The sequence below is a fragment of the Amycolatopsis sp. NPDC024027 genome (assembly GCF_040638975.1).
GTDB lineage: Bacteria > Actinomycetota > Actinomycetes > Mycobacteriales > Pseudonocardiaceae > Amycolatopsis.
Genome location: NZ_JBEZYY010000024.1, coordinates 1 through 26,129 on the forward strand (window position 1 = coordinate 1; position 26,129 = coordinate 26,129).

Below are 26,129 nucleotides of genomic sequence, written 5' to 3' on the forward strand. Positions count from 1 at the left end.
CGACGCCGTAGGTCAGCGCGTCCCAGCCGCGGCCGCGGCGGCCGGGGCCGAGGTCGTCCAGCACGCTGCTCAACCCGCCGGTCAGCAGGGGGCCGCAGGCGCCGGCGACCGCCACCGCGGCGAGGGCCGCGGCCGTGGGCAGCCGGCCGGTCGCGAGCGCACCCGCGGTCAGTGCGACCCCGTACACCAGGTACGCGAGCGCCAGCAGCCGGCGCCGGTCGCGGGCGCGGTCGAGGTGGACGGCCAGCCACGGGCCCACCAGGTGCGGTGCGGTCAGCGCGGCGATCAGCAACCCGCCGGTGGCCGCGGATTGGTGCCGGTCGGCGACCAGCAGGAGGAGCCCGACCGAGGCGCCGCTGTCGGCGCCGCGGACCAGCACCGCGGCCGTCAGGTACCGCGTCAACCCGGACATCGCACCTCCGTCACCCCATTGTCTGGTGACGCCACCTTGGCAGGCGACCGCATCACCGGTCAATATGGTGACGTGTTCACCTTCCTCAGCGGCCGCCCCTGCCTGGACCTGACGACCACGCTGCAGGTCCGCCACCACGAGCACCCGCGTGAGCTGCTGACCGCGCCCGCCGACGTCACGCGCTGGCTGGCGGAAGCGGGGTACGGCGCCGGCATCGCCGTCGACGACGCCGGGCTCCGCCGGACCGTCGCGCTCCGGGAAACCGTCCACCGGCTGTGCCGCCGGGCCGGGCGCGACGGCGATCGAGCCGAGCTGAACGCGTTCGCCGCGCCGCCGCCGCTGGTGCCGCACTGGACGGGCACCGCGGTCGAGTACCGCGGCGACCTCGGCCAGGCGCTTTCGACGCTCGCCCGCGACGCCGTCGACCTGCTCGCCGGCCCGCACGCCGCCCGGATCCGCGAGTGCGCGCACCCGGACTGCAGCCGCCTGTTCCTGGACGCGTCGCACGCCGGCCGTCGCCGCTGGTGCGACATGACCGCGTGCGGCACCAAGGTCAAGTCCGCGGGGTACCGGCGGCGCCGTCGGGTGGTCGAGGTTCCGGATGCGCCTTGACTGGGTAGCCCACAGGTGTGAGCTGAGCAGGTGACGCCTGCTGCGACGAGTGAGAGGTGATCACATGAGCCAGGGCGACGCCCCGGTCGGGCGATCGGTGAAGACGGCGGCGGCCGGCGTACGGGATCTCGCCGCGGAGGCCGCGCGGGTGGGAGCGGCCGCGGCCGCGCGGGCGGTCGAAATCACCGATCGGAAGCTGGCCGAAGGCAAGGACGAACTGACGAAGGTCGGCCGCGCGGCGACCAAGGACCTCGACAAGAGCACGCGGTCGTCACGCCGTGACGTGCTGACGAACTCCGGTGCGGCCCGCGACGAGGTCCTGGCCCGCGCGGCGAAGCTGCGCGACCCGGGCCGCAAGGCGGCCCAGGCGGTGGCGACGGTGGTGAGCTCGGCGGGCGAGTCCGGCCGGAAGCGGCGGAAGGCCGTGGCCACGGCGAAGCGCGACTTGGCGGTGGCGCTCCAGGAGGCCAAGAGCGTGGCCCGCGGCGAGCGCACGAAGCGCGCCCGCTGGCCGTGGCTGCTGGCGCTGGGCGCGGTGGCGGCGGCGGTCGTCGCGGTGGTCAAGGTCCGGCGGCCGAACCCGCTGGCCGAGAACGCTCCGGCCCAGCCGGCCGAGAAGCCGGCTACGCAGCCGACGGCGACCACGGCGGACAAACCGGCCGGGACCACGGCGGACAAGCCGGCCGGCACTGCGGCGGACAAGCCGGCGACCCAGCCGGCCGGGACGACCGCGGACAAGCCGGCGACCCAGCCGACCGGGACAGCGGCGGACAAGCCGGCGGCGGCCGCACCCAAGCCGGCGACCCCGGCCTCGCAGCCGGCGGCCAAGCCGGCCCCGGCGCCGGGTGAGAAGCCCGCGCAGCAGGCGGCCAAGGCCGCCGACGGCGCGAACGGCCGCGCCCCCGCGGGCCGCGGCCAGAACAAGGCCCACTAGGCCGCGCGCCGGTGCCCGCGCCCGAGGTGATCACGGGCGCGGGCACCGGCATGCCCGGGTACGGCGAGGTGCGAACGGCCGCGCTTGCGGTTGAAGGCGGGGTGCGGCTCGTTGAAGCTGCGGGCCTGGTGCTGTGGGGTTTGCGGGCGGGCGGGCGCTCGCGCGGTGAGGCTGAGTGAGGCGCGCTGAGTCGGCGGGCCGGGTGTTGCCGGGCGAACGGCCGCTGGCGGGGCGGGGCGGCGTGAGGCTCTCTGAGGCGGCGGGCCTGGTGCTGCGGGGTTTGCGGGCGGGCGCTCGCGAGGTGAGGGCTGAGTGAGGCGCGCTGAGTCGGCAGGCCGGGTGTTGCCGGGCGAACGGCCGCCTGCGGGCGAAGAGCTAGAGCCAGGCCCACCGAAGTTGGCGTACCCGTGCTGCCGAGCCCGCGAACCGCCACCCTCGGGCCAAGACAGAGCGAGGCTTCCTGCCCCCGCGCCCGCCGCGGACAAGCGCCCACCAGCCCTGGCATCCAGGCACCGCGACCGCGAGTCACCCAATCCAGTCACCGCAACCCAGCCACGTCCATCCCACGCACTCCTGAAAGCGCTTACACTCGCGCCCGAACCAAAACGGGGAGGTCGTCGATGGACCGGCAGTTCGCGGTGAGCACGCTGGGCATGCCGGGCATCCCGGTCCGCGAAGCCGCCCGCACCGCGTGCGCCCACGGCTGCACCGGCCTCGAACTGCGCGTGCACCCCGACGAAGAAGTCCACCTGGGACTTCCCGGCGCCGCCATCGATGCCGTCCGGCGGCTCCTGGATGGCGAAGGTCTCGCCATCTCGTGCCTCGCCGGATACGCGAAAGTCGCCGCCCCTGGCGACGACCGGCCCGTTGTCGATGAACTCCGGGCCCTGATCGCCCTCGCGCACCGCATCGGTGCGCCCGCGATCCGCGTCTTCCCCGGCGGTGACGGTGACGCGCAGCCCCGCATCGCCGCCGTCCTCGATGACCTGCGGGATGCCGGTGTTCGGCTGCTCGTCGAGACGCACGATTCGCACCCCACCGGGGCCGCCGCCCTGAGCCTCGTCGCCGGGTTCGGGGAACCGGACCTGGCCGCCGTGCTGTGGGACGCCGTCCACCCCTGGCGCGCCGGTGAGGCGCCGGCCGTCACCGAGGCGGTGCTCGGCCCCTACCTCGGCTACTTCCAGGTCAAGGACGTGGCGAGCCGGGAAGCGCCGACGCCCGTCCCGCCGGGGGAGGGCGCCGTCCCGCTCGATGACTGCGGTGAGCTGCTGCGGTCGTGGTCCGGCTGGGTGTCACTCGAATGGGAAAAAGCCTGGTACCCCGACCTCGCACCCGTCGACGTCCCGCTGCGGGCCGCCGCGGCCTGGTACGGCCGGTACCTCACGCCACCCGGATGATCGTCCGGCCCCGCGCGCCGAACGCCGCCGGGGCTTCGGCCAGCGGGCGCACCGTGTCGATCCGCGGGCGGAGGCGCCCGTCCCGGACCCGCTGGGCCAGGTCCGCGAGGCGGGCCCGGTCCGGCTCCACGACGAAGAAGATCCCGGGCCGGAGGCGGGGCGGTTCGGCGATCGTGACGAGCGTGCCGCCGTCGCGGACCAGCTCGGCGGAGCGGTCGAGGACCTCGCCGCCGAGGACGTCGAGCACCACGTCCACCGGGCCGATGTCCGGGGAGAGCGGGTCGAAGAACGCTTCCGCGCCGAGCCCGAGCACGGTGTCGCGGTCGGCGGCCCGGCCGGTGCCGAGCACGCGGGCGCCCGCCTCCCGCGCCAGCTGCACCGCGAGCGACCCGACGCTGCCGGCCGCGCCGTGGACGAGGACGGTCCGGCCCGCGGTGAGGCGGCCGTGGTCGAACAGCGCCTGCCAGGCCGTCAGCCCGGAAATCGGCAGGGCCGCGGCCGTGACGTGGTCGACGTCGGCCGGCAATGGGGCGAGGTTGCGCGCTTCGACCGCCGTGTACTCGGCCAGCGAGCCGTTCCGGGCGCAGTCGGCCATGCCGAAGACCCGCTGGCCGACGGTCAGGCCGGTGGTCCCGTAGCCGAGTTCCGCGACGACGCCCGACAGCTCGTGGCCCGGGACGCTCGGCGTCCGGTCCCGGCCGGCGCGGTCGGTCCAGGTGGCCGGCCAGGTCAGCTCGCCGGGGGTGAACCCGGCCGCGTGCACCCGCACGACGACGTCGTTCTCGGCGGCGTGGGGGTACGGCAGTTCGGCCAGGGCGAGCTGGGCGGACCGGTCGGCGACGGTGATGGCTTGCACGTCAGTTCTCCTCGAGCGGGTTGCGGGCCATGCGGGTGGCGAGGTCGTTGCGCATCGCGGCCGCGGCGGAGCTCTCCGGCTTGCGGGCCGCCTGGTCGCCGAAGCAGCGGAGGAACTCCGCCACCAGGTCCAGCCGCGGGTAGCGCTCGAGGACCGCCGCGCGCAGGTCGGCGGGCAGGTCCGCGACGTCGCGCCCGGCGATGTCGGCCGCGGCGGCCCTCGACAGCAGGAAACCCTCGGGGTCCTCGGCCGGGTCGACCTCCGCCCACATGTGCCGGACGATCACCTCCGCCAGCCGCGCGCGCCGCTCGGGCGGCCAGCCGGCGCCGGCGGCGAACACCCACGCCACGTGCCCGCCGGCCACCTCGAACGGCTTGGTGTGGCTGTCGAACTCCGGCGCGAGCCCGACGTCGTGCAGCATGGCCGCGACGAACAGCAGCTCGGGGTCGAAGTCGACGTGGTGGACGCCGCCGAGCGCGACCGCCCAGGCGTACACCCGCATCGAATGGTTGAGCAGGGACGGCGCCGAGTAGGCCGCCGCGACCCCGGTGGCGTGCCCGCACGCCGGGCCGCCGGGCAGGGTGAGTTCCATACCCCGAGCGTACGCCTTGCATTACGACCAATGCATGTAACGTAACTTACTCGTGGAGCCGGGCCGCGGGATGCCCCGCGGCCCGGTGCGTGCAGCCCGGTCAGCGGCCGGAGAAGTTCACGTCACTGCAGAAGTAGTACGACTGGTCGAGGTGGCTCGCCTGCCAGATGGTGTAGACGATGTGCCGCCCCGTCCGGGTGCCCGCGTTCACCGCGACCTGGTACTGCCCGGCCTGTGCGTAGCGGCCCGTCTGGGCGACCAGTTCCAGGTTGCCCCAGCCCAGCGGCTGCGTGGCGGGGTCGAAGCCCTGCTTGGTGATGTACACCAGCAGGTAGTCGGCGCCGTGGTGGGCCTGGTCGGTGATGGTGAGGGTGAACCGGTTGTCCTTGTTCGCCATCTGCCACGCGCCGACCGTGTCGAGGGCGTTGTACCGGGGTGCCTGCGTGCGGCCGCCGCTGCACAGCGTTCCGTCGGGGATCGCGCCCTGGTGGTTGCCCTTGACGCCTTCGCGGTAGAGCCCGTTCCAGTTCCACATCGCGTTCGGGTCGGCCTGCCAGGCCTGCCAGCACATCGGGTCCTTCGTCGCCATGGCCGGGTTCTGGAAGTCGCTGCCCCAGCGGTTCCAGCAGCCGTAGTTGCGCGACGGCGGGTCGGTGGCCGAACCGTGCGCGTCGGCGACGCCGGTGAGCACGCCGCCCAGCAGCACGGCGGTCACCGCCGTCACCAGCAGGGAAAGCAAGGTCTTGCGTCGGGGAACCACGCTGTCCTCCTTCGTCGGGACCGGATTTGGGAGCGCTCCCAAGGTGGCGCCGGACGACCATACGCGGCGCCACCCGCCACCGGCCACCGCACGATCTCCGGGAACCGTTGTGGCGCATCGGTTTCCGGCACTGATCCGGACTGAACGGTTACTGAACGGCGGAAGGAGCGCGACCCCGGACCGCCCGATCGGTCCCGGGCCGGGGACGCCCGGTGAACACGGGACCGGCCGGCTGCTCCGCACGGGTGCATCCGGAGAATTGTCACCGGAGGGCGGGCGAAGCGTGGCGGAATCCGTCTGCCGCCACAACCCGGCGGGGGCCGATCGGGTGATCCGCCGGTGCCGGCCGCCGCACGGGCGAAACGCGCCTAAAGTGGTCCGGCACGAACGTTTCCGATGCATTCCCCGACCGGACGCGAAACGTGGTGGTGATCATGGCTCCTGTCCCGGAAAACCGTCCGATCGGGCGGCGGGTGGTGCTCGGCGGCGCCGCGGCGATCCCCGTTCTCCTCGCCTGGGGCACGGCTCGCGCCGAGACCCTCCCGCTGCCTCCGGTCGACGACGCCCTGGCCGGGCTCGCTGCGTTCCTCGTGCCGGGCCGGGACGCGTTTTCGGTGCGGCAGGGACGGACGTCGAGCGCGGACGGCGGTGTCGAGGCCGGCGCCGGACCGGCGTTGCGATATGTCTACGACCAGGCGATTCCGTACCCGATCGTCGGGCGTCCCTTCGATCTGAACCTGCCGGGCGCGGCCGCGGTCGCGGCCATCCTCAACCTCGTGGCGATCGAGGTGGACCCGGCGGCCGCGCTCGGCCCGTTCGCGGCGTCGTTCGCCAACCTGTCCTTCGCGGGCAAGGTGGAAGTCTTCCGGCGGCTCGAGGAACCGGGACTGGCCGACGGTACGCCGGTGCGTTTCATCCTCGACACGCTCCCGACGCTCGCCGCATTCGTCTCCTATTCCGAAGCGGCGGTGTTCGACCGGGCGGCGAACCGGCTGACCGCGATTCCGGTGGGCTGGCGAATCAGCGCCTACCAGGGTGTCGGTGACGGGTGGAACGAATTCCGCGGTTATTACCGCGGAATCGACCGGGTGACGGACTAGGGAGGCGCCGCGCATGCGCGACATCGTGGTCGTCGGGGCCGGTGGCGGCGGGCCCGTCGTGGCCAAGGAACTCGCCGCGCGCGGGCTGGACGTGCTCGTGCTCGAAGCCGGGGCCCGGCACCCGCGCCCCGAACAGGAGTGGACGCGGCTGGAAGACGACACGAACGACCCGATCACCGGCCGGTTCCGGGTCGGACCCGCCCGGCGGGCGGAAGCTCCGTGGCTGCGGGACTTCCCGCAGAACTCGTTCGTCTGGCAGATCGCCGGGGTCGGCGGGACGACGCTGCACTACTTCGGCAACAACCCGCGCCCGGCCCCCGGCGTGTTCGCCGGCTACGAAGGCGCCGACCGGACCGAATACGACACCGCGCACGTCTTCCCCTTCACCTACGCCGAACTCCGGCCGTACTACGAGTGGTGCGAGGAGACGCTGCCGGTGCGCACGGCACCGATGGGTACCAAGGAAGCCGTCTTCTTCCGCGGCGCCGAGCGCATGGGACTGGTCCACCAGACCTGGAAGGACCTGCGGGGCCCGTCCTACCGGGCGCAGGAGAACGCGATCCTGCAGCCGCACGGCACGGCCGGCCGCACCGACGACCCCGCCCGGCTGCTCTTCCCGGAAGCGCAGGGCTGCACCTTCTGCGGGCACTGCTTCCAGGGCTGCCTCGAACCGCGGCGCGCCCCGCGCAACCTGAAGGCCAAGCGCTCGACCGACAACTCCTACGTGCCGATGATGCTCACCGCCGACGCGTGGTCGCCGGGCGGCCGGGCGGCGGAGCTGCGCACCGACGCCTACGTCGTGCGGGTGCTGACCGGGCAGTCCGGTTCGCGGACGGTCGCGCGCGGGGTCGTCTACCGCACGCCCGACGGCGCGCTGCACACCGTCGAGGCCCGCGTGGTCGTGCTCGCCGGCGGCTGCGTCGAAAACCCGCGCCTGTGGCTCAACAGCGGCCTGCCCAACCCGAACGACTGGGTGGGCCGCGGGCTGACCGAGCACCACCTCGACTGGGTCGTGGGCGTCTTCGACTCCTACACCGGCGAGGCCAAGGGCGCCGGGTCCAACTGCCGGATGGACTTCCCCGGTTACGGCGGTGTGGAGAACGTCTGCCTGCCACCGGCGCTGCAGGCCTTCGCCTTCGCCTACAGCGACGCCGGGATGTCCGGCTCCTACGACAACGGCGCGGACGTCGGCCTGCAGGGCGCCGACACACTCGGGCGGCTGATCGGGAACGACCTCAAGGCCGCGCTGGGCGACGTCAACAAGCTGCTCACGGCGCTGGTGGTCACCGACGACGACGTCCAGCCCGGGAACCGGGTGACCCGGTCGCCGGTCATCCCGCCGGACCCGCACGGCCCGGTGCCGCGCGTGGAGGTCCGCCACCGCGCCCGCAGCGAGCGGACCCGCCGCAACCGCGAGTACCTCGCGGCGCGCTCGGCCGAGCTGATGCGCCTCGCGGGCGCCCGGCGGGTGCACCGGCTCGACTGGGCGCCGCTGCTGCTCCACGTGCAGTCGAGCATGCGGATGGGCATCGACGCGGCCGACTCGGTGCTGGACGGCACGGCCGAGGCCCGCTGGGTGGACCGGCTGTACATCGCCGACAACTCGGCCCTGCCCAACGCGGTGGGCGGTGCCAACCCGACGCTGACGACCCAGGCACTGGCGACCCGCACGGCGGAGAACATCTTCCGCGCCTGCTTCGGCGGCGACCCGTGGGTGGGGACCGAGGCGCCGACGTCGTCCATCGACGACCGTGTCACGCAAGCGGTACTGGCGCGCGGGCTTTAGGTCCTTTGAGGACTTGAACCGATCTCCGTCCGGTGCTATACGAATAAGGGAGCGCAGGACCTGGTGACATCGCGAGACGATCCGGGAGTGAACGACGATGCCGGACAGGATCACCCGTGCGGCCGACGGGTTCGCCGAGCTGGTGCTGGCCGACCCCGCGTGGGTCCGGGCCGAGTTCGACGCGATCGTGGCCGCGAACTTCGAGCCGCCGCCACCTGTTCCCGCCACCCGACGCCGTCCCGGCGTGCCCCGGCCGGTCGCCGTCCTCGGCGTGCCGCGGCGGCGACCGGGTGTCCGCCTGCTCGCCGCGAAGTGCCCGCGGCGGGAGCGAGCCCCTCCGCGGCTTCGGACGGCGAACCGCACGGACCGAACCCCACGGACCGAACCCCACTGACACCGAGGAAAGGGGAGTGATGCCGTGACGGCGCCCGGGTTTCCCCCGGCGCCGGCGTGCGCTGCCTGCCCCGACAGCGGCCGGTGAGACCTCCGCAGGCCCGGCCACCGCGCCTCCAGGCGCATCCCCGCGGCAGCGACGCCGGCGTGCCGGGAGCCGTCGAGTTCGCAGGACACGGGCAACGGTTTCGACACGCTGGTTCCTCCGCAGGTCCCGGTGCCGCGCACCGGCACCGGGACCGCGCCGGAATCACAGGGAAAGGAATTCGCCCCGCTGCAGCAGGTGCACCCGCGTCGGCGGCCGCCGACGCCGGACCTCTTCCAGGAAGTTCGACACCGGCGAGTGGAACAGGCCGTAGTCGTCGAAGTGCACCGGCACCGTGCGGCGGGGCTCCAGCAGGTTCAGCAGGTCCACCCCGCCGCGGTGGTCGAGGGTGACCAGCACGCCGAACGCGCGCGTGCCGCCGAGGTGCACCACCGCGAGGTCGAGGCCGGGGAAGTGGTCCCGGATGGCGCGGAGTTCGTCGTGCAGCACGGTGTCGCCGCTGACGTAGATCCGCAGCGGATCGGCCTCCGGCGTCGCGCGGTACTCCAGGACGCTGCCCATGACCGGTGGGAGCAGCCGCCGGGCCGGGCCCGGGGCGTGCCGCGCCGGGACGGACGTCACCGCCAGCCGCGCGTCGCCGTCCGAGAAGTTCTCCGTCGTCCACGTCGGCAGCGGGAGCGGGGCGTGGAAACCCCGGCGCAGCAGGCGGGTGGCGGCGTGCTCGGTGGTGAGGATCGGGGTGTCGCGGGGGAGTTCGCGCGCGGCGATCCGGTCGAAGTGGTCGCCGTGCAGGTGGGACAGGATGACCGCGGTCAGCGGCGGCAGGTCCGCCGGCTGCAGCGCGGGTTCGGTGCGGCGCCGGGAAAACAGGCCCTGCCCGAAGTACGACCACTGGCCGCGGTGCAGGAAGTTCGGGTCGGTGAGCAGGGTGAACGGGCCCAGCCGGAGCACCGTGGTCGCGGTCCCGACGAACATCAGGGAGTCGCCACCGGGCGGATCGTACGCGGGCATCGGAGTCCTTCCCTGCTTTTCGGGGCCCGGATGGCACGGGCCGGGGCGCGGCCGGGCGACCGCGCCCCGGAACGCCGCCTCAGCCCTGCGAGCGCACGTTCTCCCGGGCTTCCTGGGCGCGGTCGGTGACGTCGCCGGTCGCGGACCGCGCTTCGTCCTTGACCGTGGACGCCGCGTCGGCGGCTTCGGACTTCACCGACTCGGCCGCCTGCTGCGCGGGCTCGCGCAGGTTCTCCTTCAGCTCTTCGGCCGCGTGCTGGGCCACCGGCGCCACGTGCTCCTTGGCGAGGTCGGTCGCCTGGCCGGCGAGCCGGCGCTCCGGCTCGCTCGCGGGCAGCAGGGACGACACGAGCCAGCCGGCGCCGAAGGCGATCAGGCCGGCGGCCAGCGGGTTGCCCTGCGTGCCGCGGCGGATCGACTGCGGCGCCTCGCTGACGGCGTCGGCAGCGGAACTCACCTTGTCCTGGGTGGTCTGGGCGACCGAACCCACCTTGTCGCCCGCCGTCGACGCGTGCTCCGACGCGGTGCCCATGACGCGGTCCCGCGCGTGGCCCACCGCCGAGCGCATCCGGCCGATGCGGCGTTCGACGATCCGGCCCGGGGTCACCTTTTCGGTGAGGGCGTTCACGTCCGTGCTGAGACTGCGTTGCGTGCCTTCGATTTCGCGGCGGATGCGCTCCGGTTCGGTCATCGTCGTTCGCCTTTCAGTGCGTCGGGGACCTGCTGCAGGGTCTCGACGGTGCGTTCGGGTTTCGGGTTGATCCGGCGGACTTCGCGCCGCCCCGTCGCGTAGAGCACGGCGCCGGCGATCACCCACGCGACCGCGACGATCAGCGCCGCCCACCCCGCGTCCATCACGTTCGCCAGCCCCTGCCACAGGGCGATGGAGAGGAACAGCACGACCATGTAGCCGGCGAACCCGGCGCCGCCGAGCATGCCCGCGCCCTTCGCGGCCTTGCCCGCCTCGGCCTTCACTTCGGCCTTCGCCAACTCCACTTCCTGCCGCACCAGGGTGGAGAGGTCCTTCATGACGTTGGACATCAGCTCGCCGACGGAGGCGTCGGCGACGTCGACGGGTTCACCGGTGCGGGGCACGGGCCCGGGTGCCTGCGTCATCACGGCACCTGCCCCGGCCCGGAGAAGCGCGGGCTCGGCTGCGGCAGGGCGTCCGGCGGCTGCGGCGCGGTGTACCCACCGGGCCCCGCGCCCGGGTGGCTCGGCTGCGGGAGGCCTTCGGTGGGCCGAGGCGGCGCGAGGCCTTCCGGGGGCTGAGGCGCGTGGTAGCCGCCCGGGGCCCCGCCCGGCCGGTTCGGCGGCGCGAGGCCGCCTTCCGGGGGCTGAGGTGCGTCGTAGCCGCCCGCGGCCGGGTATCCCGGCTGCGGAAACCCCTGCGGCGCGGTGTATCCGGCATCACCCGGCTGCGGCACGGGCGGGGTCGCGGCGGGCCCGGCGTGCGGCCGCGGAGCGCCCGCTTGGCCGTTCGGGGAGCTTTCCTCCTTCTGCTGCGCGACGACGCCGCGAGTGAGCCGCCCGACGAGGGCACCGGCGACGGCCGCGCCGACCAGGAACGTGCCGGGACGACGGCGGGCGAAGCGCCGCACCTCGTCCAGGAGGTCACCCGGTTCGCGGTGCTCGAGCCAGTCGGCGACCGACCGCGTCCGGTCGGACACCTGGCGCGCGACGTCGCCGGCGAGGCCGGGGGAGTCGGTCTGCTGCGCCATCCGCTCGAGCTGACCGGCCAGCTGGTGGAGGCTCTCGGCGGCCTTCCGCTGGCCGTCCTTGGCCTGCGCCTGCAGCTGTTCCCGGCCTTCGCGGACCAGGTCGCGCGCTTCCTGCTGGGCGTGCGCGGCCACGTGCTTCGCTTGGTCCGTCGCCGTTCGGGCGACTTCGCCACCCCGGTCGGCGGCGGTGGAGGCCACCTCGCGGGCTTCGTCCTTGGCGGTTTCCGGCATCGACGGCGATCCGGGGGCGTGTTGCGGCGGTGACTGACCGCCGGGTCCCTGCGTCATCTCGACCTCCTGCGGGAGAGGCACTTCCGCGCCTACGTGGGTGCCGATGGCGACCATCGGCCTGGTAGGGCGGCTGGCTACCCGGGTGGCCGGGGGATAAACCGGGCGTCGGCGGGGCTCGTCGTCAGCAGCGAAACCGCGTCACGCAGGCTGTCCGGGCCCGCGGTCCCCGGTGGCCGGCCGGGCCCGGCCAGGACGAGCCGCGGCACCGGGAGCCCGCTGGGGGGAGTGACCGGGCGGCTGCTCCACAGCACGACCGCGGCGGGGCGGACGCGGTCGATCGCGTGCCGGAGCGCGGATTCCGGTATCGAAGCGCCCAGGAACAGCGCCTCGCGGCCGTGTTCGGCCAGCGCCGCGCGCAGGGCTTCCGAGGGCAGCGTGTGCCGATCACCGTCCACACAGGCCAGCAGAACCGGGGGCCCGGCGCCGGTGGGCGTGGGAATCCGGTGCAGGGCCGCGGCGATGGCCCAGGACAGCCCGTGCACGAGGTCGATGCAGCGGTCGGCGTCCGGGCCGCAGAGCGCGGTCAGCGCCGGGCGGCAGAGCTCGTCCCAGGTGCCGAGGACTCCACGATCGGCGAGGTGCGCGTCGAGGAGCGCGGCGGCGGTGTCGATCTTCAGGCCGCGGACGGCGGCCAGCAGCGTGCCCACGTCGCTCGCGCTCGCGTGGAACGCCCGCGCGGCCGCGGCTTCCGCGCTGAGCCCCTGCTCGATCAGGTGCTTCATCCGCAGCAGCGCCTCGATGTCCGCCCGCCCGTAGTGGCGGTGGGTGCCGGTCTGCGGGGCGGACAGCGGGAGGTCGTACCGCCGGTGCCACGCGCGCAGCGTGGACGCGGGCAGGCCCAGCATGCGTGCGGCCGCCCCCGCCGTCCAGGTGACGGCGGGGGCGGCCGCGGGGCGGTCCACCGGCAGGCTCAGTTCCCGGGACGCGCGACGTCACCGCGCCAAGCGCCGGTTTCGCGGCTGCCGCGTTCTTCGATGAACGTCTTGAACCGGCCGAGATCGGCCTTGACGCGGCGGTTCAGGATGCCGAGCTTGTCGGCGACGTTCTCGACGAAGCCTTCCGGGTCGATGTCGAGCTGGGTGGTGACCCGGGTGTGCCGGTCGTCGAGGCGGTGGAACGTCACGACGCCCGCGTGGGTCGGGCCGGAATCGGACTTCCAGGCGACGCGCTCGTCCGGGTGCTGCTCGGTGATCGTCGCGTCGAACTCGCGGGTCTGCCCGCCGACACTGATCTTCCAGTGGGTGTGGGTGTCGTCGAGCTGCCGGATCTCGTCGACGCCCTCCATGAACTGCGGGAAGGACTCGAACTGCGTCCACTGGTTGTAGGCGGTGGTGACGTCGGTCTCGACGTCGACGGATTCGGTGACGGTGCTCATCGAAGCCTGTCCTCTCTTCCTGGGTCGGGATGCTCTCCTCCCCGGTTACCCGGCAAATCGATGACAAAACGATGCAACCGATCTAAAGTCGGGCACAGCGACGGAAGGAGCACCCGTGACCGACGATCGGCCGCCCCTGCTGACGGTGCGCGTGCGCACCGTGCCCGAAGCCGTCGTCGTGGCGGCGGCCGGGGACCTGGACCTCGGCACCGCACCGGTCCTGCGGGCGCGGGCCAGGGCCGCGCTGGCGGGCGGGGCGGGAGCGCTCATCGTGGACCTGGGCGCCATCACCTTCTGCGGGTCGGCGGGGCTGCAGGTCCTCGCCGAGCTCGTCACCGAGACGGCGGTCGCGGACCGGCCGTTCGCGGTGGTCGCCGACGGGCGCCCGGTGCTGCGTTCCCTGCAGGTCACCCGCCTGGACGGCACGCTCGCGCTGCACCCGACGGTCGACGGGGCCCGCGCGTGGATCCGGCAGCGGCCGGCGAACGGCGGTTAGGGCCGGCCCCGGCGCGGGTAGTCCTCCGCCATGGAAGCGGAGGCGCTGCTGCAGAGCCTGACCCGCGTCGTGACCGCCCTCGACGGCACGGGCATCCGGTTCGCCGTCGCCGGCGGCTTGGCCGTGTACGCCCGCGGCGGGCCGCCGTCGGACCACGACGTCGATCTGTTCCTCAAACCCGGCGACGCCGACCGGGCGGCGGAGGTGCTCACCGCCGCCGGCCTGCGCCGCGTGCACCCGCCGGAGGACTGGCTGACGAAGGTCTACGACGGCGACATCCTCGTGGACCTCATCCACGGCCCCAACCACCGGCCGGTGACCGACGAGCTGCTCGACCGCGCCGCGCTGATGCGGATCGGGTCCACCGCGGCGCCGGTCGTCTCCGGCACCGACCTGCTGGTGGACAAGCTGCTCGTGCTGAGCGCGCACCGGTGCGACTTCGCGCCGCTGCTGCGGATCGCCCGTGACCTGCGCGAACAGGTCGACTGGACCGACGTCGCCGTGCAGGTGTCGGCGTCCCCCTACGCCCGGGCGTTCCTGGCGCTGCTCGGCGACCTGGCCGTGATCGACCCGAAGGAGGCCCTCGTGCCCGAACCACCGCAGTACCTCGTCGCCCGGCTGAGCCGGGCCCTCGCCGAAGACCCCCGCACCGCCGAGCTCGGCGTGCACGTGACCGTGCGGGGCGAGCACGTCCACCTGAGCGGCGAAGTGATCTGCGCCGCGCGCAAGGAGGAGGTCGACGCCGTCGTCGGCGAGTACCTGACCGGGGAGCTGGTGCACAACGACATCCGGGTCGCCGACGTCCGCGAACCGGCGAGCGCGGAGGAGATCGGCCGATGAGGATCGCCGCGGTCGGGGACGTGCACCTGGGCGAGGACTCCCGCGGCCTGCTCCGGCCGGCCCTGGAGCACCTGGCGGGCACCGCCGACGTCCTGCTGCTGGCCGGGGACCTCACCCGGCACGGCACCATCGAGGAAGCCCGGGTGGTGGCCGACGAGCTCGCCGGGCTCGGCGTGCCGATCGCCGCGGTGCTGGGCAACCACGACCACCACAGCGACCTCGGGGAAATGATCTCGAACCTGCTCCGCGAGACCGGCGTCGAGGTGCTGGAGGGCGACGCGGTCCGCTTCGACCTGCCCGACGGCTCCCTGGGCGTCGCCGGGGTCAAGGGCTTCGGCGGCGGGTTCGCCGGCAAGTGCGCCAGCCGCTTCGGCGAGCGGGAGATGAAGGACTTCGTCGAGCACACGATGGCCTCGGCCGATTCGCTGCGCAAAGCGTTGCAAACCCTCGACACGGACGTCGTCGTCGCACTGACGCACTACGCCCCGATCCCCGGCACCCTGCACGGCGAGCCCCCAGAGATCCACCCGTTCCTCGGTTCGTACCTGCTCTGCGAGCCGATCGACGAGGTGGGTGCCGACCTGGCCCTGCACGGCCATGCGCACTTCGGGTGCGAGCAGGGCGTGACCCCTGGCGGGGTGCGGGTGCGGAACGTGGCGCAGCCGGTGATCCGCAAGGCGTACGCGCTCTACGAACTGCATCCGGCGGAGTTGTCCACGCGCCGCTGACGAGATTGCGTGTGGCGTCGGCCCTCACTCTCCCACCCTAGCGTTAACTGTCACCTCGATGAGGCATTTAAGTGCTACACTGATGTGGCAGATCAAGATAGGGTCCGGGAGAGGTCACCCGGCCAGCAGGGCCCGGACCCTCGCCAGCACCGGGCGTTCGCTGGCCGCGGCCAGGATCTCCTCGGCCGTGTGCCAGCACTCCCGGGCCGCGTCGGGGCCGTTCAGGGCCAGGCGCGCCTGGCCGAGCACCACGAACGCGTACGCCTGCCCCAGCCGGTGCCCGGTCGCCCGGAACCCGGCGATCGCCTGGAGAGCCAGGCTTTCCGCGGCCGCAGGCGAACCCGCGTTGAAGGACGCCCACGCCAGGCTGGTCCGGGCCTGCTCGGCCAGCAGCCGGAAGCCGCCCTGCTCGGCCTCGCTCAATGCCGTCCCGGCGTGCTTGGCCGCGTCAAGGGTATCCACTGTGGACAGACCGATCAGGGTGGCGATCCGGCCGCGCAGGTAGCCGATCTTCTCCGCCAGCCGGTGGGCTTCGGTGTACTCCGCCAGCGCCGCGGCCGGGTCACCCGCTTGGCGGTGGAGGTCGCCGAGCGCGCCGAGCGCGTCCACTTCGAACCGCTGGTTGCCCGCCTCGCGCGCCACCGTCACCGCCAGCCTCGCCGCCGGCCACGCCCGGTCGAGGTCGCCGGTCACCCGGTGCACCGCGGCCAGCCGGACCAGCGCGTCCGCCTCGTCGTCGCGGGAACCCAGCTCCCGCAACGCTTCCAGCGCCTCGGTGAGCACCGCTCCGGCCCGGCCGAGGTCGCCCGACACGCGGTAGCCGTACCCGAGGTTGCACTGGGCGATCGCCGCCGCGTGCGGTGAGCCGAGCCGGCGGCAGAGCTCGAGCGCGCGCTCGTTGTGCTCGACGCCTTCGGTGAGCCTCCCGTGCTCGATGAGCACGGCACCCAGGTTGATCAGCCCGTTCGCCGCCCGGATCGACGCGCCGCTGCGCAGCGTGCCCGCGAGCGCGGCGGTGAAGTGCTCGATCGCCCGGTCGAGCCGGCCGAGGTCCAGGTGCACGACGCCGAGCGCGTGCAGGACCGAGTCGGCGCCTTCGCGGGCCCCGGCGGCGCGGTAGGCCGCCTGGGCGGCTTCGAGTTCCGCGAGCGCCGTCTCGTAGTCGCCGCGGCTCCAGGCCAGCGCCCCGAGGCTGTGCCGCATCGCCCCGGCCGCCCGCTCGTCCCCGGCCCGCCGCGCGGCGGCCAGCCCGGCGGTCGCCGCCGCCTGCCAGGCGGCGTCCAGCCGGTGTGAATGGAAGAAGCCGCGCAGCAGGTCGGCCGCCCGCCAGGCGAACGTCCCCCGCTCCTGTCCGGCGGTCCGGCGGATCGCCGCGAGCACGTTGCCGTGTTCGGCCAGCAGCCACCGGCGGGCTCGGGCCGGTTCGACGGCCTCGCCGGGCTCGGGCGCGTCGGGCAGCCGCTGCAGGTCCGGGTAGAGCGCGGTCGCCGCGCCGGCCGCGGCACGCAGGTAGTACCCGAAGAGCCGGTCGAGGGCGGCCGCCCGCTCGGCGGCCGGCAGCTCCGCCCGCGCCCGCCCGGCCGCGTACGCGCGGAGCAGGTCGTGCAGGCCGAACCGGTCGCCGCCGCGGGGCTGCACCAGGTGGCTCGCGGCCAGCTCCCACAGCAGCCGGCCGGCGTCGGGCTCGGCCACCCCGGCGAGGGCGGCCGCGCCGGCCACGCCGACGTCGGCGCCGGGCACCAGCCCGAGCAGGCGGAAGAACCCGGCCGCCGCCGGGGAAACGGCGTCGAAGGACAGGTCGAAGGCCCGCCGGACGCCGAGCTGCTCGAGGTCGGGTCCGGCCAGTTCGGCGAGGTGGCCGTGCAGCGACCGATCCGGCCACAGCGCGAGGTTCGCCGCGACGATCCGCAGCGCCAGCGGCAGCCCGGCACACAGCCGCACCAGCTCGCGTGCGGCGGTGTCCTCGGCGGCGACCCGCTCCTCGCCGGCGACCGACGCGAGCAGCGCGAGCGCATCGTCCGGCGGCAGCTCGGCCAGCTCCACGAGCCGGGTGTCCACGGTGGCGGCCAGGCCGCAGAGCCGGTCGCGGCTGGTGATCAGCACCGCGCAGCCCGGGCTCCCGGGCAGCAGCGCGCGCACCTGGTCCGGCCCGGCGACGTTGTCCAGCACGATCAGCACCCGCCGGTCGGCGAGCACCGAGCGGTAGAGCGCGGCGGCGTCGGCGAGCTCGGTCGGCACCTGACCGGGCCGGACGCCGAGCGCGTGCGAAAACCGGGTCAGCACCTCGAGCTGCGCGAGCGCCGGAACCGTCGAGTAGCCCTGGAGATCGGCGAAGAGCTGGCCGTCCGGGAAGTGCCGCGCGGCCCGGTGGGCCCAGTGCACGGCGGCGGCCGTCTTGCCCACGCCGGCCGGCCCGACGAGCAGCGCGATCGGCGGGTGCGTGCCGGGTGCCCGGCCCGGGCCGACGGCTTCGTCCAAAGTGGACATCAGCCGGGTCCGGCCGACCAGCGTGGCGACGTCCGGGGGCAGCTGCCGCGGCCGGAACTCCGGCCGCGCGGTCGCGGGCGCGTCTTCGGGTGCCCCGTCGGCGAGGACGGCCCGGTGGGCGCGCCGCAGCCGCTCGCCGGGCCCGACCCCCAGCTCACCGGTGAACATCCGGTGCACCTCGCGGTAGGTCTCGAGGGCCTCGGCGCGGCGGCCCGAACGGTGCAGGGCCGCCAGGTACAACGCCCAGAACCCTTCCCGCCACGGGTGTTCGCGGGTCACCCGCGCCAGCTCGTCGGTGATCTCACCGGGCCGGCTCAGCTCCAGGCAGGCTTCGAAATAACGTTCCTGGGCGCGCAGGCGCTCTTCGGTGGGCTGGGCGACGTCCACCCGGCTCAGCACCTCGGCCGGGAGGTCGGCGAGCACCGGGCCGCGCCAGCAGGCGAGCGCGGCGGCGAGCAGCTCGCGTTCGGCGTCCGGGCGCGGCTCGGCCCGCGCGGCGGCGGTGAGCTCCCGGAACCGCAGCAGGTCGTGCCGGTCGGGCCGCACGCGCAGCAGGTAGCCGGCCGGCTGGGTCTCGACGACGCCGTCGCCGAGCGCCCGCCGCAGCCGGACCGCGTGCACCTGGAGGCTCTTGCGCGCGGTCTCCGGCGGGTCGTCGCCCCACAGCAGCTCGGTGAGCCGCTCGAGCGACACCGGCGTGTTCGCCCGCATCAGCAACGCCGCCAGCAGGGCCCGCACCTTGGGCCCGGTCACCGGGACGGGCACGCCGTCCCGCTGGACCCGCAACGGTCCCAGCACCCCGAAACTCAGCACTTTTCCGTACCCCCCACTAACCGGACGAACCGGTCATCCCGCGGTGAGGGTAGCCGGAATCGATCAGTCCGGCGGGACGGGCCGCACCACCGGCGGGGAGAGCAGCGAGCCGAACACCGGCTCGGGCTCGATGATCCGCAGGTCGAAGCCGGCGAGCGCGTCGGCGCACTCGAGCACCTTCGCCGTCGCCTGGTTCACGAACCGGGAGCCGACGCAGGCGGCGCTGCCGAAGCCGTAGGGCAGGTAACGGGCCTTGTGGCCCTCGGGCGGCCGGGCCCAGCGGCCGGGGCGGTACTCGCCGGGCCCGGCCCAGACGTCCGGGTCGCGGTGGAGGAGGTAGGTGCACAGGTACAGCCGGTCGCCCGGGACCAGCCGGACCCCGCCGAGCTCGGTGGCCGCGGTGACCTTGCGCGACAGCAGCCAGGCCACCGGCCACAGCCGCAGGGCCTCCCGGACGCGGTGGGCGGCGGGCTCGGTGACCGGCGCAGCCCGCAGGACCGTGCCCGCCGGGGTCCCGGGCCGCCAGCCCCGGTCGAGCAGGACGGTCCAGGCGAACACCATCGCCGCGGCCCGGCAGACCGCGCCGGTCAGGCCGTGCAGGGCCAGGGCCACGTCGTCCGCCGAGCCGAGGGCGGTCCGCAGCGCATCGGGGAGGGGATCGGCGCGGCCGGTCGCCCAGCGGTGCAGCGCGGCGTCGGCCCGGCTGTGCGCGAACCGGCCCCGCAGCCGCCGCAGGGTGGTGCTCGTGCGGTCGAGCCCGTCGGACGCGGCGAGCGCGTCCTGCAGCGTCCGCCGGGCTTGCGGGGACAGGCCGGGGAAGAGCTGTTCGCCGAAGAGCCGCAGGTAGCACGGCGCAAGCGCGCCCGGCCACGCCTCGCCGGCTTCGGCGGACCGCCGGAGTTCGGCGGTGATCCGCTCGGCCGGCACGGCCTGCCAGGCGCGGTCGAGTTCCCGCGCCAGCGCGGCGTTGACCGGGCGGCTGCGGCCGGAGCCGGGCACCCAGCCCGCGACGGCGCCGAAGGTCGCGGCCTTCGCCTCGAACGGCGTGGTGGTCCCGGCCAGCGCCGTGCGGACGAGCTCGCCGCCGGACACCAGGTACCGGCCCGGTTCGAACCGGCGGATCGGCACGCCGTCGCCCGCCCACCCCTCGAGGGCGGTCAGCGGATCGGTCAGGAACCCGCCGGGTTCGGCGGTGGCTCGGCGCACGGAGGTCTCCCGGGAAACGCCGCGGCCGGGGTTCGGAGAACCCCGGCCGCGGTGGTGATCAGTAGATCTCGTAGTAGAAGCGCCAGGCGGCGCCCAGTTCCCGGGTCCGCAGGCTGCGCGCCACGGACCGGGTGAAGAAGCGAAGCGTCCTCATGGTGGTTCTCCTTCTCTCGGTGGGTGTTACCAGCGGACGCCGATGTTCGAGGTCGGGGCGCCGCCGGAAACGATGCCGTACAGCCATTGGGCGGACACGTTGGTGCAGACCCAGGACCGCGGCGGGTCCTCGGCGGCGAACCCGGATTGGCAGATGGTGCCGCCGTTGTCCCTGCGGACGACCCATTGGGCCGGGCCGCTGCCGTGCACGTCGGCGTCGACCGAAAGGGTGCCGCCCGGGAACCAGACCGGTGGGTCGTTCTGGCAGGTGTTGATCTGGCACGTCGTCGAAATGCCGCCCTGCACGGTGGCCAGTGCGGCCGGTGCGGCGAGTGCGAGCGCACTGGCCGCGATCGCGCCCACGACGACGGCGCGCCGGGTTGATCGGTACATGTTCTGCCCTCTCTCCCTGAAGCGGAAGGGGCGGGCGCTGCAGGCCCCCAGCCTGCAGCGCGCGTCGCGAGCGACGCGGGAAGCGCTCCCCCAGTACCCCCTGGCTGCCAGGCGACCGGCACCCTCACACCGGCAAGTCCCCCCGGCCGGTGAGCTCGGGACCCCAGCCCCTCGACCGACCGCCTGACGAAGCCGATCTTGCCGGGCGCCGGTTAAAGCCGGGCAAAACCGGCTCAGGCGGCCAGCTGCGCGGCCGCGGCCAGGACGTGCGGTGCCAGGCCTTCGGCGATCACGCCGTAACCGGCCGAAGACGGGTGGAACCGGTCGGCGGAGAAGAGGGCCGGTTCGGCGGCGAAGCGAGTGGCGAGTTCGGGACCGGCGGTGGCCACGGCACCCCCGGCCCGGATGGCCGCCTCGGCTTGGGCCTGGGCGTAGTGACCGCTGGCCGCCGAGACCAGCTGCCGGTAGGGGCCGGGCACCCGCGCCACGATCCCCAGATCGGGCGCCGGCACCACGATGACGCGGGCGCCGGCGCGGACCAGCCGCGCCACGGCGTCGTGCAGCTGGCGCGCGCCGACGGCGGGGGAGACGAACCCCGCGAGGTCGTTCGCGCCGATCACGATCAGCGCCAGGTCCACGCGCTCACCCAGGGCGAGCGCGACCTGGCGGTCGAGGTCGGCCGAGCGGGCCCCGGGCACGCCGAAGTTCCGCAGGCGCACGGTGTGGCCCGCGTCGCGGAGGCGGCGGGTGAGCCGCCGGCCGAGGGTGTCGTCCTCGCGAGCGCTGCCGACGCCCGCCGCCAGCGAGTCGCCGAGGACGCAGAATCCGAGTGGTGCGGTCATCACGGGGGTACAACGTGGCCACGCCGTCATTGTTTCCCGTCGAGCTGGAGGTCACGGTGACCAGAACCGTGCTCGTGCGCGTGGTGCTGGTGGCCATCGTGGTCGTGGTGGTGCTGCTGGCGGCCATCTGGGCGGTCCAGCGGCGGCTGATCTACCTGCCGGACCGCCGGCCGGTGCCCGCGGCCGCGAGCGTGCTGCCCGGAACCTCCGAAACGATGGTGGAGGACGTCCGCCTCCGCACCGCCGACGGGCTGGAGCTGGGTGCCTGGTACCTGCGCCCGGCCGGCCGGGACCCGGCGGCGACCGTGCTGGTCGCGGGCGGCAACGGCGGCAACCGGGCCGGCCGGGCCCCGCTGGCCGCGAAGCTGGCGCAGGCGGGGCTGGCCGTGCTGGTGTTCGACTACCGCGGGTACGGCGGCAATCCGGGCGAGCCCAGCGAGGAGGGCCTGGCCCTCGACGTCCGCGCGGCCCACCGCTTCCTCACCGAGGACCGGCGGGTGCCGCCCGGGCGCCTCGTCTACTTCGGCGAAAGCCTCGGCTCCGCCGTCGTCACGGAGCTGGCCCTCGAACACCCGCCGGCGGGCCTGCTGCTGCGGTCGCCGTTCGTCGACCTGGCCGCGGTCGGTGCGGAGCTCTACCCCTACCTGCCGGTGCGCCTGCTGCTGCGCGACCGCTTCCCGGTCAAGGAGCGGGCCGCACGCCTGCGCGTCCCGGTGGTGGTGGTCGTGGGCGGCCGGGACTCGATCGTCCCGCCCGCCCAGAGCCGCGAGGTGGCGGCCGCGGCGTCGGCCCGGCTGGTGGAGATCCCCGGCGCCGGCCACAACGACCCGGTGCTGCTCGACGGCCCGGAGCTGGTCGAGGCGGTGACGTCGCTGGTGCCGCGCTGAGCCGCGGGCGCTGCCTGGTCCTGGCGGACCCAGGTCCGGCCGGGCCTGGTCCGGTGCTCGCGGCCGCCGCAGGATCGGGGCCATGACGAACAGCATGAAGGCGGTCACCATCCCCGAGTTCGGCCCGGCCGAGGTCCTGCGGCTCGACGCCGTGGCGGTGCCGGAGCCCGGGCCGGGCGAGGTCTCGATCGACGTCGCCTACGCCGGCGCCAACTTCGCCGAGGTCCTCTACCGGCAGGGGGTCGTGGACGTCCCGCTGCCCTTCGTCCCCGGCATCGAGGTCTCCGGGCGGATCCGCGCGCTGGGCGAAGGCGTCGAGGGCCTGTCGGTGGGGGAACCGGTCGCCGCGTTGACGATCGTTTCGGGCGGTGGCTACGCCGAGGTGGTCACCACCTCGGCCGCCCTGGTCGCCCCGCTGCGCGGAACCGCGCTGGCGGTGGCGGCGGCCGTGCCGTCCAACAGCACCACCGCCTTCCTCGTCCTCGAGCGCGTGGCCGGGCTGGCGCGCGGCGAACGCGTCCTGGTGCACGCCGCCGCCGGCGGGGTCGGCAGCCAGCTCGGCCAGGTCGCCCGCCTGCTCGGCGCCGGCCGGGTGGTCGGCACGGTCGGGAGCGAAGCGAAGATCGCCGCCGCGAAGGCGTTCGGCTACGACGAAGTCGTCCTGCGCGACGAGGTGGCCGGCACCGGCGAGTTCGACGTGGTGGTGGACATGGTCGGCGGTCCGGTGCGCCGCGCGAGCCTGGACCGGCTCGCGCCGATGGGGCGCCTGGTGGTCATGGGCAACGCCTCGGGCGCCGAGGACGTCGGCATCTCGGCCAACGAACTGTGGTTCACCACCAAGACCGTGTCGGGGTTCAACCTCGCCGCGGTTTCCGCCGTGGCACCGGAAACCGTGGGGCAGGCCGTGCGCCGCGCCGTCGCGGCCGTCGCGGACGGCACCCTGCGCGTCGACGTCGAATCCCTGCCGCTGGCCGACGCGGCGACCGCGCACCGCCGCATCGAGTCGGGTTCGACGACCGGCAAGCTGGTGCTCCGCGTGCGGTGACCCGCGGGTGTGACGGGCGTCCGCCTTGAGACCTCGGCCGGATCGCGCATAATGGCCACTGACCGACTGCTTGGTATGTGCCGGGCACCACAGCCGAAGGAGACCGCCTGCCGTGAACTCGTTCAAGGACCGCGTCGCGATCGTCACCGGGGCCAGCCGGGGCATCGGCCTCGGGATCGCGAAGACGCTCGTCGAGCGCGGCGCCAGGGTCTGCCTCACCGCCCGCAAGCCGGAGGCCCTGGAAGAGGCCGTCAGCTCCCTCGGCGGCCCCGATGTCGCCATGTTCGTGGCGGGCAAGGCGGACGACACCGACCACCAGGACGAGACGGTCGCCAAGACGATCGAGACCTTCGGCCGGCTGGACTACCTGGTCAACAACACCGGCATCAACCCCGTCTACGGGTCCACCCTGGACATCGACCCGGCCGCCGCGGCGAAGATCTTCGGCGTCAACGTGCTCGCCCCGCTGGGCTGGACCAAGCGGGCCCGCGACGCGTGGATGGGGGAGCACGGCGGTGCCGTCGTCAACGTCGCCTCCGTCGCCGGCCTCGGCGCTTCGCCGGGCATCGGCATGTACGGCGTCAGCAAGGCGGCGCTGATCCGGCTGACCGTCGAGCTCGGCGCCGAGCTGGGGCCGAAGATCCGCGTCAACGCCGTCGCGCCGGCCGTGGTCAAGACGAAGTTCGCGACCGCGCTGTACGAGGGCCGCGAGGAGGAGGTCGCCGCGGCGTACCCGATGAAGCGGCTCGGCGTGCCGGCCGACATCGCGGGCGCGGTGGCGTTCCTGCTGTCCGACGACGCGGGCTGGATCACCGGCCAGACGGTGGTCCTCGACGGTGGCGTGACCCTCGGCGGTGGCCTGTGACCGGCGTCGTCGTCACCGGGGGCGGCGGCGGGATCGGCGCCGCGCTGGCTCGTCGCTTCGCCGCCGACGGCGCCCAGGTCGTCGTGGCCGACCTCGACGGGGACAAAGCCGCGGAGGTGGCCGCCGAAGTCGGCGGGACGGCGTTCGCGGGAGACGTGGCGAGCCTGGACGGCGTCACGAAGCTGATCGACAGCGCCCGCTCGGCGCTCGGCGAGATCGACGTGTTCTGCGCGAACGCGGGCATCGCGCCCTTCGGCGGCGCGGAGAGCGGCGAGGAGGTGTGGGCGCGCACCTGGGACGTCAACGTCATGTCGCACGTCCGCGCGGCGAACCTGCTGCTGCCGGCGTGGCTCGAGCGCGGCCGGGGCCACTTCGTCGCGACGGTGTCGGCGGCCGGCCTGCTGACCAGCCTCGGCTCGGCGCCGTACTCGGTGACCAAGCACGGCGCGCTGGCGTTCGCGGAATGGCTGTCGGCGACCTACCGCCACCGCGGCATCACGGTGCAGGCGATCTGCCCGCAGGGCGTGCGCACGGCGATGCTGGAGAGCACCGGCACGGCGGGCCGGCTGCTGATGGGCGCCTCGGCGATCGAGCCGGAGCAGGTCGCCGACGCGCTGTTCGCGGCGATGGCGGAAAAGCGGTTCCTGGTGCTGCCGCACCCCGAGGTCGCGGGCTACTACGCGGCGCGGGCCACCGACACCGACCGGTGGCTCGGCGGGATGAACAAGCTGCAGCGCAAGGTCGAGGAGGCCGTCGGGGAGCTGTGAGCGGTCGCCCGGTGGCCTTGGTGGCCTTGGTGGTGGCTGGTCCGATGCAGTGAATGACTCATTCATGTCGTCGGACGCCAGGAATGAGTCATTCACTGCATCGCCGCGGCCGGAAGTCCGCACTGACCGGGCGGTTGCAGTGACCCCGAACGTCAAACAACTTGCGACACTAGCGGATCACCCGGTACCAGTTCGGGCGCAGGCGTTCCAGCTCGATCGTGCCACCGCCGGGACGGTCGAACATCCGGACCCCGTCGCCGAGGAGCACCGGGACGGGCAGCGCGAGGACCTCGTCGAGCACCCCGGCCTCGAGACACTGCCGGGCCACCTCGGCGCCGAGAACGTTGACGTACTTCTCGCCGGCCGCCGCCTTGGCCGCGGAAACCGCCGAAGCCAGGTCGCCGGCGAAAGTCACTCCGGGAGCCGGAGCGGCGGCCCGGTGGGTCAGGACGAACTGCGGCCCCTCCCAGCCGCCGCCGAACGCCTGGCCTTCGCCCGGGCCACCGCGGTGCGGGTCGTCGCCGTCGTAGGTGCGGCGGCCCACCAGCAGGGCTCCGATGCGGGGGATCAGGGCGTCGACCTCCGGGTCGGGGTGCAGGTGCGGGGTCAACCAGGACATGTCGCCGCCCGGGCCGGCGATGAAACCGTCGATCGAGCAGCTGAACGCGTAGAGCAACTTGGCCATGCCGGTACTGACGACCGGGACGGCGAAAGCTCATCGGTCGGAAGTAACCGGCGGGAACCGCGGTGGACGGCGCTCGTTCCAGCTCGCCAGCCCCTCCGCCAGCTCGGGACGGCCGAAGGACTCGATCATCAGCCCGGTGGCCGAGCGGGCCGCCTCGGCGAGCGGCAGCAGCGCCTCCCGCGCGAATTGCGCCTTCATCACCGCCATCGATCGCGGTGCGCTGTACGTCGCCAGCTCGGTCGCGTACGCGTGCGCGCGCGCCTCCAGCTCGCCGGGCGGGACCACCTCCTGGACCAGGCCGTACTCGAGCGCCTGTGCCGCGGTGAACGTCCGCCCGGACAGCAGCAGGTCGCGGGCCCGGCCCTGGCCGACGAGCTCCGGGAGCAGCTTCGCGATGCCGTACTCGGCGATCAGGCCGCGGCGGGCGAACGCGGTGGTGAACTTCGCGCCGGCGGCCGCGAACCGGACGTCCGCCGAGCAGGCGATGACGAACCCCAGGCCGGCGCAGCCGCCGTTGACCGCGGCGACCACCGGGACACCGACCGACGCCGCCGCCAGCACGTCCCGGAAGTTGTCCTCGACCGGGGGCCGGGTGGCGATCGTGCCGAGCAACTCCAGGTCCGCGCCGGGCAGAAG

28 protein-coding genes and 1 pseudogene are annotated in these 26,129 nt (G+C 74.3%); 13 read left to right on the forward strand and 16 right to left on the reverse strand.

Annotated elements, in window-relative coordinates; all coding sequences use genetic code 11:
* A pseudogene (locus AB0F52_RS41115) lies at positions 1-412 on the reverse strand (MFS transporter); the annotation flags it as partial.
* Positions 413-484: 72 nt separating this feature from the next.
* Here AB0F52_RS41115 and AB0F52_RS41120 point away from each other — a divergent pair.
* The 3 genes from AB0F52_RS41120 (at position 485) to AB0F52_RS41130 (ending at position 3,355) form a co-directional block, all read left to right on the forward strand.
* The gene (locus AB0F52_RS41120; protein ID WP_285990358.1) at positions 485-1,024 is read left to right on the forward strand and encodes an ABATE domain-containing protein; all 540 of its coding nucleotides are present in this window, start codon (positions 485-487) and stop codon (positions 1,022-1,024) included.
* A gap of 64 nt (positions 1,025-1,088) precedes the next feature.
* Entirely contained in the window at positions 1,089-1,958 is an 870-nt protein-coding gene (locus AB0F52_RS41125) for a hypothetical protein (protein WP_360183013.1), read from the forward strand.
* Positions 1,959-2,578: 620 nt separating this feature from the next.
* Positions 2,579-3,355, forward strand: a complete 777-nt coding sequence (locus tag AB0F52_RS41130; protein ID WP_360183015.1) for a sugar phosphate isomerase/epimerase family protein — start codon at positions 2,579-2,581, stop codon at positions 3,353-3,355.
* Here the strand turns inward: AB0F52_RS41130 and AB0F52_RS41135 are convergent.
* The 3 genes from AB0F52_RS41135 to AB0F52_RS41145 all read right to left on the reverse strand — a co-directional run bounded on the left by AB0F52_RS41135 (position 3,339) and on the right by AB0F52_RS41145 (position 5,563).
* Positions 3,339-4,211 (reverse strand): NADP-dependent oxidoreductase, encoded by an 873-nt coding sequence (locus AB0F52_RS41135; protein WP_360183017.1) that lies wholly within the window; start codon positions 4,209-4,211, stop codon positions 3,339-3,341. The two genes, AB0F52_RS41130 and AB0F52_RS41135, sit on opposite strands and share 17 nt — an antisense overlap.
* Before the next feature lies 1 nt (position 4,212).
* On the reverse strand, positions 4,213-4,803 hold the full coding sequence (locus AB0F52_RS41140; RefSeq protein WP_360183019.1) for an HD domain-containing protein: 591 nt from the start codon (positions 4,801-4,803) through the stop codon (positions 4,213-4,215).
* A 100-nt stretch (positions 4,804-4,903) separates the two neighbouring features.
* Positions 4,904-5,563, reverse strand: a complete 660-nt coding sequence (locus tag AB0F52_RS41145; RefSeq protein WP_360183021.1) for a lytic polysaccharide monooxygenase — start codon at positions 5,561-5,563, stop codon at positions 4,904-4,906.
* A gap of 434 nt (positions 5,564-5,997) precedes the next feature.
* Here AB0F52_RS41145 and AB0F52_RS41150 point away from each other — a divergent pair, with 434 nt between their 5' ends.
* The 3 genes from AB0F52_RS41150 to AB0F52_RS41160 all read left to right on the forward strand — a co-directional run bounded on the left by AB0F52_RS41150 (position 5,998) and on the right by AB0F52_RS41160 (position 8,843).
* On the forward strand, positions 5,998-6,663 hold the full coding sequence (locus AB0F52_RS41150; RefSeq protein WP_360183023.1) for a hypothetical protein: 666 nt from the start codon (positions 5,998-6,000) through the stop codon (positions 6,661-6,663).
* 13 nt (positions 6,664-6,676) lie between these two features.
* Entirely contained in the window at positions 6,677-8,449 is a 1,773-nt protein-coding gene (locus tag AB0F52_RS41155; protein ID WP_360183025.1) for a GMC family oxidoreductase N-terminal domain-containing protein, read from the forward strand.
* A gap of 97 nt (positions 8,450-8,546) precedes the next feature.
* Entirely contained in the window at positions 8,547-8,843 is a 297-nt protein-coding gene (locus AB0F52_RS41160; RefSeq protein WP_360183027.1) for a hypothetical protein, read from the forward strand.
* Positions 8,844-9,092: 249 nt separating this feature from the next.
* Here AB0F52_RS41160 and AB0F52_RS41165 read toward each other — a convergent pair whose 3' ends face one another.
* The 6 genes from AB0F52_RS41165 to AB0F52_RS41190 form a co-directional block, all read right to left on the reverse strand.
* Positions 9,093-9,899 carry an MBL fold metallo-hydrolase gene (locus AB0F52_RS41165; RefSeq protein WP_360183029.1) on the reverse strand — a complete coding sequence of 269 codons (807 nt, stop codon included), beginning with the start codon at positions 9,897-9,899 and terminating at the stop codon, positions 9,093-9,095.
* 79 nt (positions 9,900-9,978) lie between these two features.
* Complete coding sequence (locus AB0F52_RS41170; RefSeq protein WP_360183030.1) at positions 9,979-10,590, reverse strand: DUF3618 domain-containing protein; 612 nt, start codon at positions 10,588-10,590, stop codon at positions 9,979-9,981.
* Positions 10,587-11,015 (reverse strand): phage holin family protein, encoded by a 429-nt coding sequence (locus tag AB0F52_RS41175; RefSeq protein ID WP_360183032.1) that lies wholly within the window; start codon positions 11,013-11,015, stop codon positions 10,587-10,589. The genes AB0F52_RS41170 and AB0F52_RS41175 overlap by 4 nt, the downstream gene beginning before the upstream one ends.
* A complete protein-coding gene (locus AB0F52_RS41180) occupies positions 11,015-11,908 on the reverse strand; it encodes a hypothetical protein (RefSeq protein WP_360183034.1) in 894 nt (297 codons plus the stop codon). The genes AB0F52_RS41175 and AB0F52_RS41180 overlap by 1 nt, the downstream gene beginning before the upstream one ends.
* 77 nt (positions 11,909-11,985) lie before the next feature.
* Positions 11,986-12,813, reverse strand: coding sequence for a MerR family transcriptional regulator (locus AB0F52_RS41185; protein WP_360183036.1), 828 nt, complete (start codon positions 12,811-12,813; stop codon positions 11,986-11,988).
* Positions 12,814-12,821: 8 nt separating this feature from the next.
* On the reverse strand, positions 12,822-13,286 hold the full coding sequence (locus AB0F52_RS41190) for an SRPBCC family protein (RefSeq protein ID WP_360183038.1): 465 nt from the start codon (positions 13,284-13,286) through the stop codon (positions 12,822-12,824).
* Positions 13,287-13,401: 115 nt separating this feature from the next.
* Between AB0F52_RS41190 and AB0F52_RS41195 the strand changes: the two genes are divergently transcribed.
* Genes AB0F52_RS41195 through AB0F52_RS41205 form a run of 3 tightly spaced genes read left to right on the forward strand, consistent with a single transcriptional unit; the run spans position 13,402 to position 15,350 of the window.
* The gene (locus AB0F52_RS41195; RefSeq protein WP_360183040.1) at positions 13,402-13,782 is read left to right on the forward strand and encodes an STAS domain-containing protein; all 381 of its coding nucleotides are present in this window, start codon (positions 13,402-13,404) and stop codon (positions 13,780-13,782) included.
* A gap of 30 nt (positions 13,783-13,812) precedes the next feature.
* On the forward strand, positions 13,813-14,622 hold the full coding sequence (locus tag AB0F52_RS41200; RefSeq protein ID WP_360183042.1) for a nucleotidyltransferase: 810 nt from the start codon (positions 13,813-13,815) through the stop codon (positions 14,620-14,622).
* Positions 14,619-15,350 (forward strand): metallophosphoesterase, encoded by a 732-nt coding sequence (locus AB0F52_RS41205; RefSeq protein WP_360183044.1) that lies wholly within the window; start codon positions 14,619-14,621, stop codon positions 15,348-15,350. Before AB0F52_RS41200 ends, AB0F52_RS41205 begins: the two co-directional genes overlap by 4 nt.
* Before the next feature lie 114 nt (positions 15,351-15,464).
* Here the strand turns inward: AB0F52_RS41205 and AB0F52_RS41210 are convergent, their stop codons facing one another.
* The 4 genes from AB0F52_RS41210 to AB0F52_RS41225 all read right to left on the reverse strand — a co-directional run bounded on the left by AB0F52_RS41210 (position 15,465) and on the right by AB0F52_RS41225 (position 21,244).
* A complete protein-coding gene (locus tag AB0F52_RS41210) occupies positions 15,465-18,650 on the reverse strand; it encodes a BTAD domain-containing putative transcriptional regulator (RefSeq protein WP_360183046.1) in 3,186 nt (1,061 codons plus the stop codon).
* A gap of 63 nt (positions 18,651-18,713) precedes the next feature.
* Complete coding sequence (locus tag AB0F52_RS41215) at positions 18,714-19,856, reverse strand: cytochrome P450 (protein ID WP_360183048.1); 1,143 nt, start codon at positions 19,854-19,856, stop codon at positions 18,714-18,716.
* A 180-nt stretch (positions 19,857-20,036) separates the two neighbouring features.
* Positions 20,037-20,402 (reverse strand): hypothetical protein, encoded by a 366-nt coding sequence (locus tag AB0F52_RS41220; protein WP_360183050.1) that lies wholly within the window; start codon positions 20,400-20,402, stop codon positions 20,037-20,039.
* A gap of 233 nt (positions 20,403-20,635) precedes the next feature.
* Positions 20,636-21,244, reverse strand: a complete 609-nt coding sequence (locus tag AB0F52_RS41225; RefSeq protein ID WP_360183052.1) for an SGNH/GDSL hydrolase family protein — start codon at positions 21,242-21,244, stop codon at positions 20,636-20,638.
* A 56-nt stretch (positions 21,245-21,300) separates the two neighbouring features.
* Between AB0F52_RS41225 and AB0F52_RS41230 the strand changes: the two genes are divergently transcribed.
* From AB0F52_RS41230 to AB0F52_RS41245, 4 genes are all read left to right on the forward strand, one after another.
* Positions 21,301-22,131: an alpha/beta fold hydrolase gene (locus tag AB0F52_RS41230; protein ID WP_360183054.1), complete on the forward strand. Its 831-nt coding sequence runs from the start codon at positions 21,301-21,303 to the stop codon at positions 22,129-22,131.
* Between the two features lie 82 nt (positions 22,132-22,213).
* On the forward strand, positions 22,214-23,176 hold the full coding sequence (locus AB0F52_RS41235) for a zinc-binding dehydrogenase (RefSeq protein WP_360183056.1): 963 nt from the start codon (positions 22,214-22,216) through the stop codon (positions 23,174-23,176).
* A 112-nt stretch (positions 23,177-23,288) separates the two neighbouring features.
* The gene (locus tag AB0F52_RS41240) at positions 23,289-24,041 is read left to right on the forward strand and encodes an SDR family oxidoreductase (protein WP_360183058.1); all 753 of its coding nucleotides are present in this window, start codon (positions 23,289-23,291) and stop codon (positions 24,039-24,041) included.
* Entirely contained in the window at positions 24,038-24,808 is a 771-nt protein-coding gene (locus tag AB0F52_RS41245) for an SDR family oxidoreductase (RefSeq protein ID WP_103337836.1), read from the forward strand. The genes AB0F52_RS41240 and AB0F52_RS41245 overlap by 4 nt, the downstream gene beginning before the upstream one ends.
* 169 nt (positions 24,809-24,977) lie before the next feature.
* Here the strand turns inward: AB0F52_RS41245 and AB0F52_RS41250 are convergent, their stop codons facing one another.
* Positions 24,978-25,493, reverse strand: coding sequence for a dihydrofolate reductase family protein (locus tag AB0F52_RS41250; protein ID WP_360183061.1), 516 nt, complete (start codon positions 25,491-25,493; stop codon positions 24,978-24,980).
* A 30-nt stretch (positions 25,494-25,523) separates the two neighbouring features.
* Positions 25,524-26,105: an enoyl-CoA hydratase-related protein gene (locus AB0F52_RS41255; RefSeq protein ID WP_360183063.1), complete on the reverse strand. Its 582-nt coding sequence runs from the start codon at positions 26,103-26,105 to the stop codon at positions 25,524-25,526.
* Between the last annotated feature and the right edge of the window lie 24 nt (positions 26,106-26,129).

Excerpts from the sequence above, each read along its gene's own strand:
- AB0F52_RS41125 (WP_360183013.1), top strand. The coding sequence starts at position 1,089 with ATGAGCCAGGGCGACGCCCCGGTCGGGCGATCGGTGAAGACGGCGGCG.
- AB0F52_RS41205 (WP_360183044.1), top strand. The coding sequence starts at position 14,619 with ATGAGGATCGCCGCGGTCGGGGACGTGCACCTGGGCGAGGACTCCCGC.
- AB0F52_RS41175 (WP_360183032.1), bottom strand. The coding sequence starts at position 11,015 with ATGACGCAGGCACCCGGGCCCGTGCCCCGCACCGGTGAACCCGTCGAC.
- AB0F52_RS41250 (WP_360183061.1), bottom strand. The coding sequence starts at position 25,493 with ATGGCCAAGTTGCTCTACGCGTTCAGCTGCTCGATCGACGGTTTCATC.
- AB0F52_RS41235 (WP_360183056.1), top strand. The coding sequence starts at position 22,214 with ATGACGAACAGCATGAAGGCGGTCACCATCCCCGAGTTCGGCCCGGCC.
- AB0F52_RS41150 (WP_360183023.1), top strand. The coding sequence starts at position 5,998 with ATGGCTCCTGTCCCGGAAAACCGTCCGATCGGGCGGCGGGTGGTGCTC.
- AB0F52_RS41180 (WP_360183034.1), bottom strand. The coding sequence starts at position 11,908 with ATGACGCAGGGACCCGGCGGTCAGTCACCGCCGCAACACGCCCCCGGA.
- AB0F52_RS41165 (WP_360183029.1), bottom strand. The coding sequence starts at position 9,899 with ATGCCCGCGTACGATCCGCCCGGTGGCGACTCCCTGATGTTCGTCGGG.
- AB0F52_RS41160 (WP_360183027.1), top strand. The coding sequence starts at position 8,547 with ATGCCGGACAGGATCACCCGTGCGGCCGACGGGTTCGCCGAGCTGGTG.
- AB0F52_RS41170 (WP_360183030.1), bottom strand. The coding sequence starts at position 10,590 with ATGACCGAACCGGAGCGCATCCGCCGCGAAATCGAAGGCACGCAACGC.
- AB0F52_RS41140 (WP_360183019.1), bottom strand. The coding sequence starts at position 4,803 with ATGGAACTCACCCTGCCCGGCGGCCCGGCGTGCGGGCACGCCACCGGG.
- AB0F52_RS41130 (WP_360183015.1), top strand. The coding sequence starts at position 2,579 with ATGGACCGGCAGTTCGCGGTGAGCACGCTGGGCATGCCGGGCATCCCG.
- AB0F52_RS41155 (WP_360183025.1), top strand. The coding sequence starts at position 6,677 with ATGCGCGACATCGTGGTCGTCGGGGCCGGTGGCGGCGGGCCCGTCGTG.
- AB0F52_RS41200 (WP_360183042.1), top strand. The coding sequence starts at position 13,813 with ATGGAAGCGGAGGCGCTGCTGCAGAGCCTGACCCGCGTCGTGACCGCC.
- AB0F52_RS41220 (WP_360183050.1), bottom strand. The coding sequence starts at position 20,402 with ATGTACCGATCAACCCGGCGCGCCGTCGTCGTGGGCGCGATCGCGGCC.
- AB0F52_RS41225 (WP_360183052.1), bottom strand. The coding sequence starts at position 21,244 with ATGACCGCACCACTCGGATTCTGCGTCCTCGGCGACTCGCTGGCGGCG.
- AB0F52_RS41190 (WP_360183038.1), bottom strand. The coding sequence starts at position 13,286 with ATGAGCACCGTCACCGAATCCGTCGACGTCGAGACCGACGTCACCACC.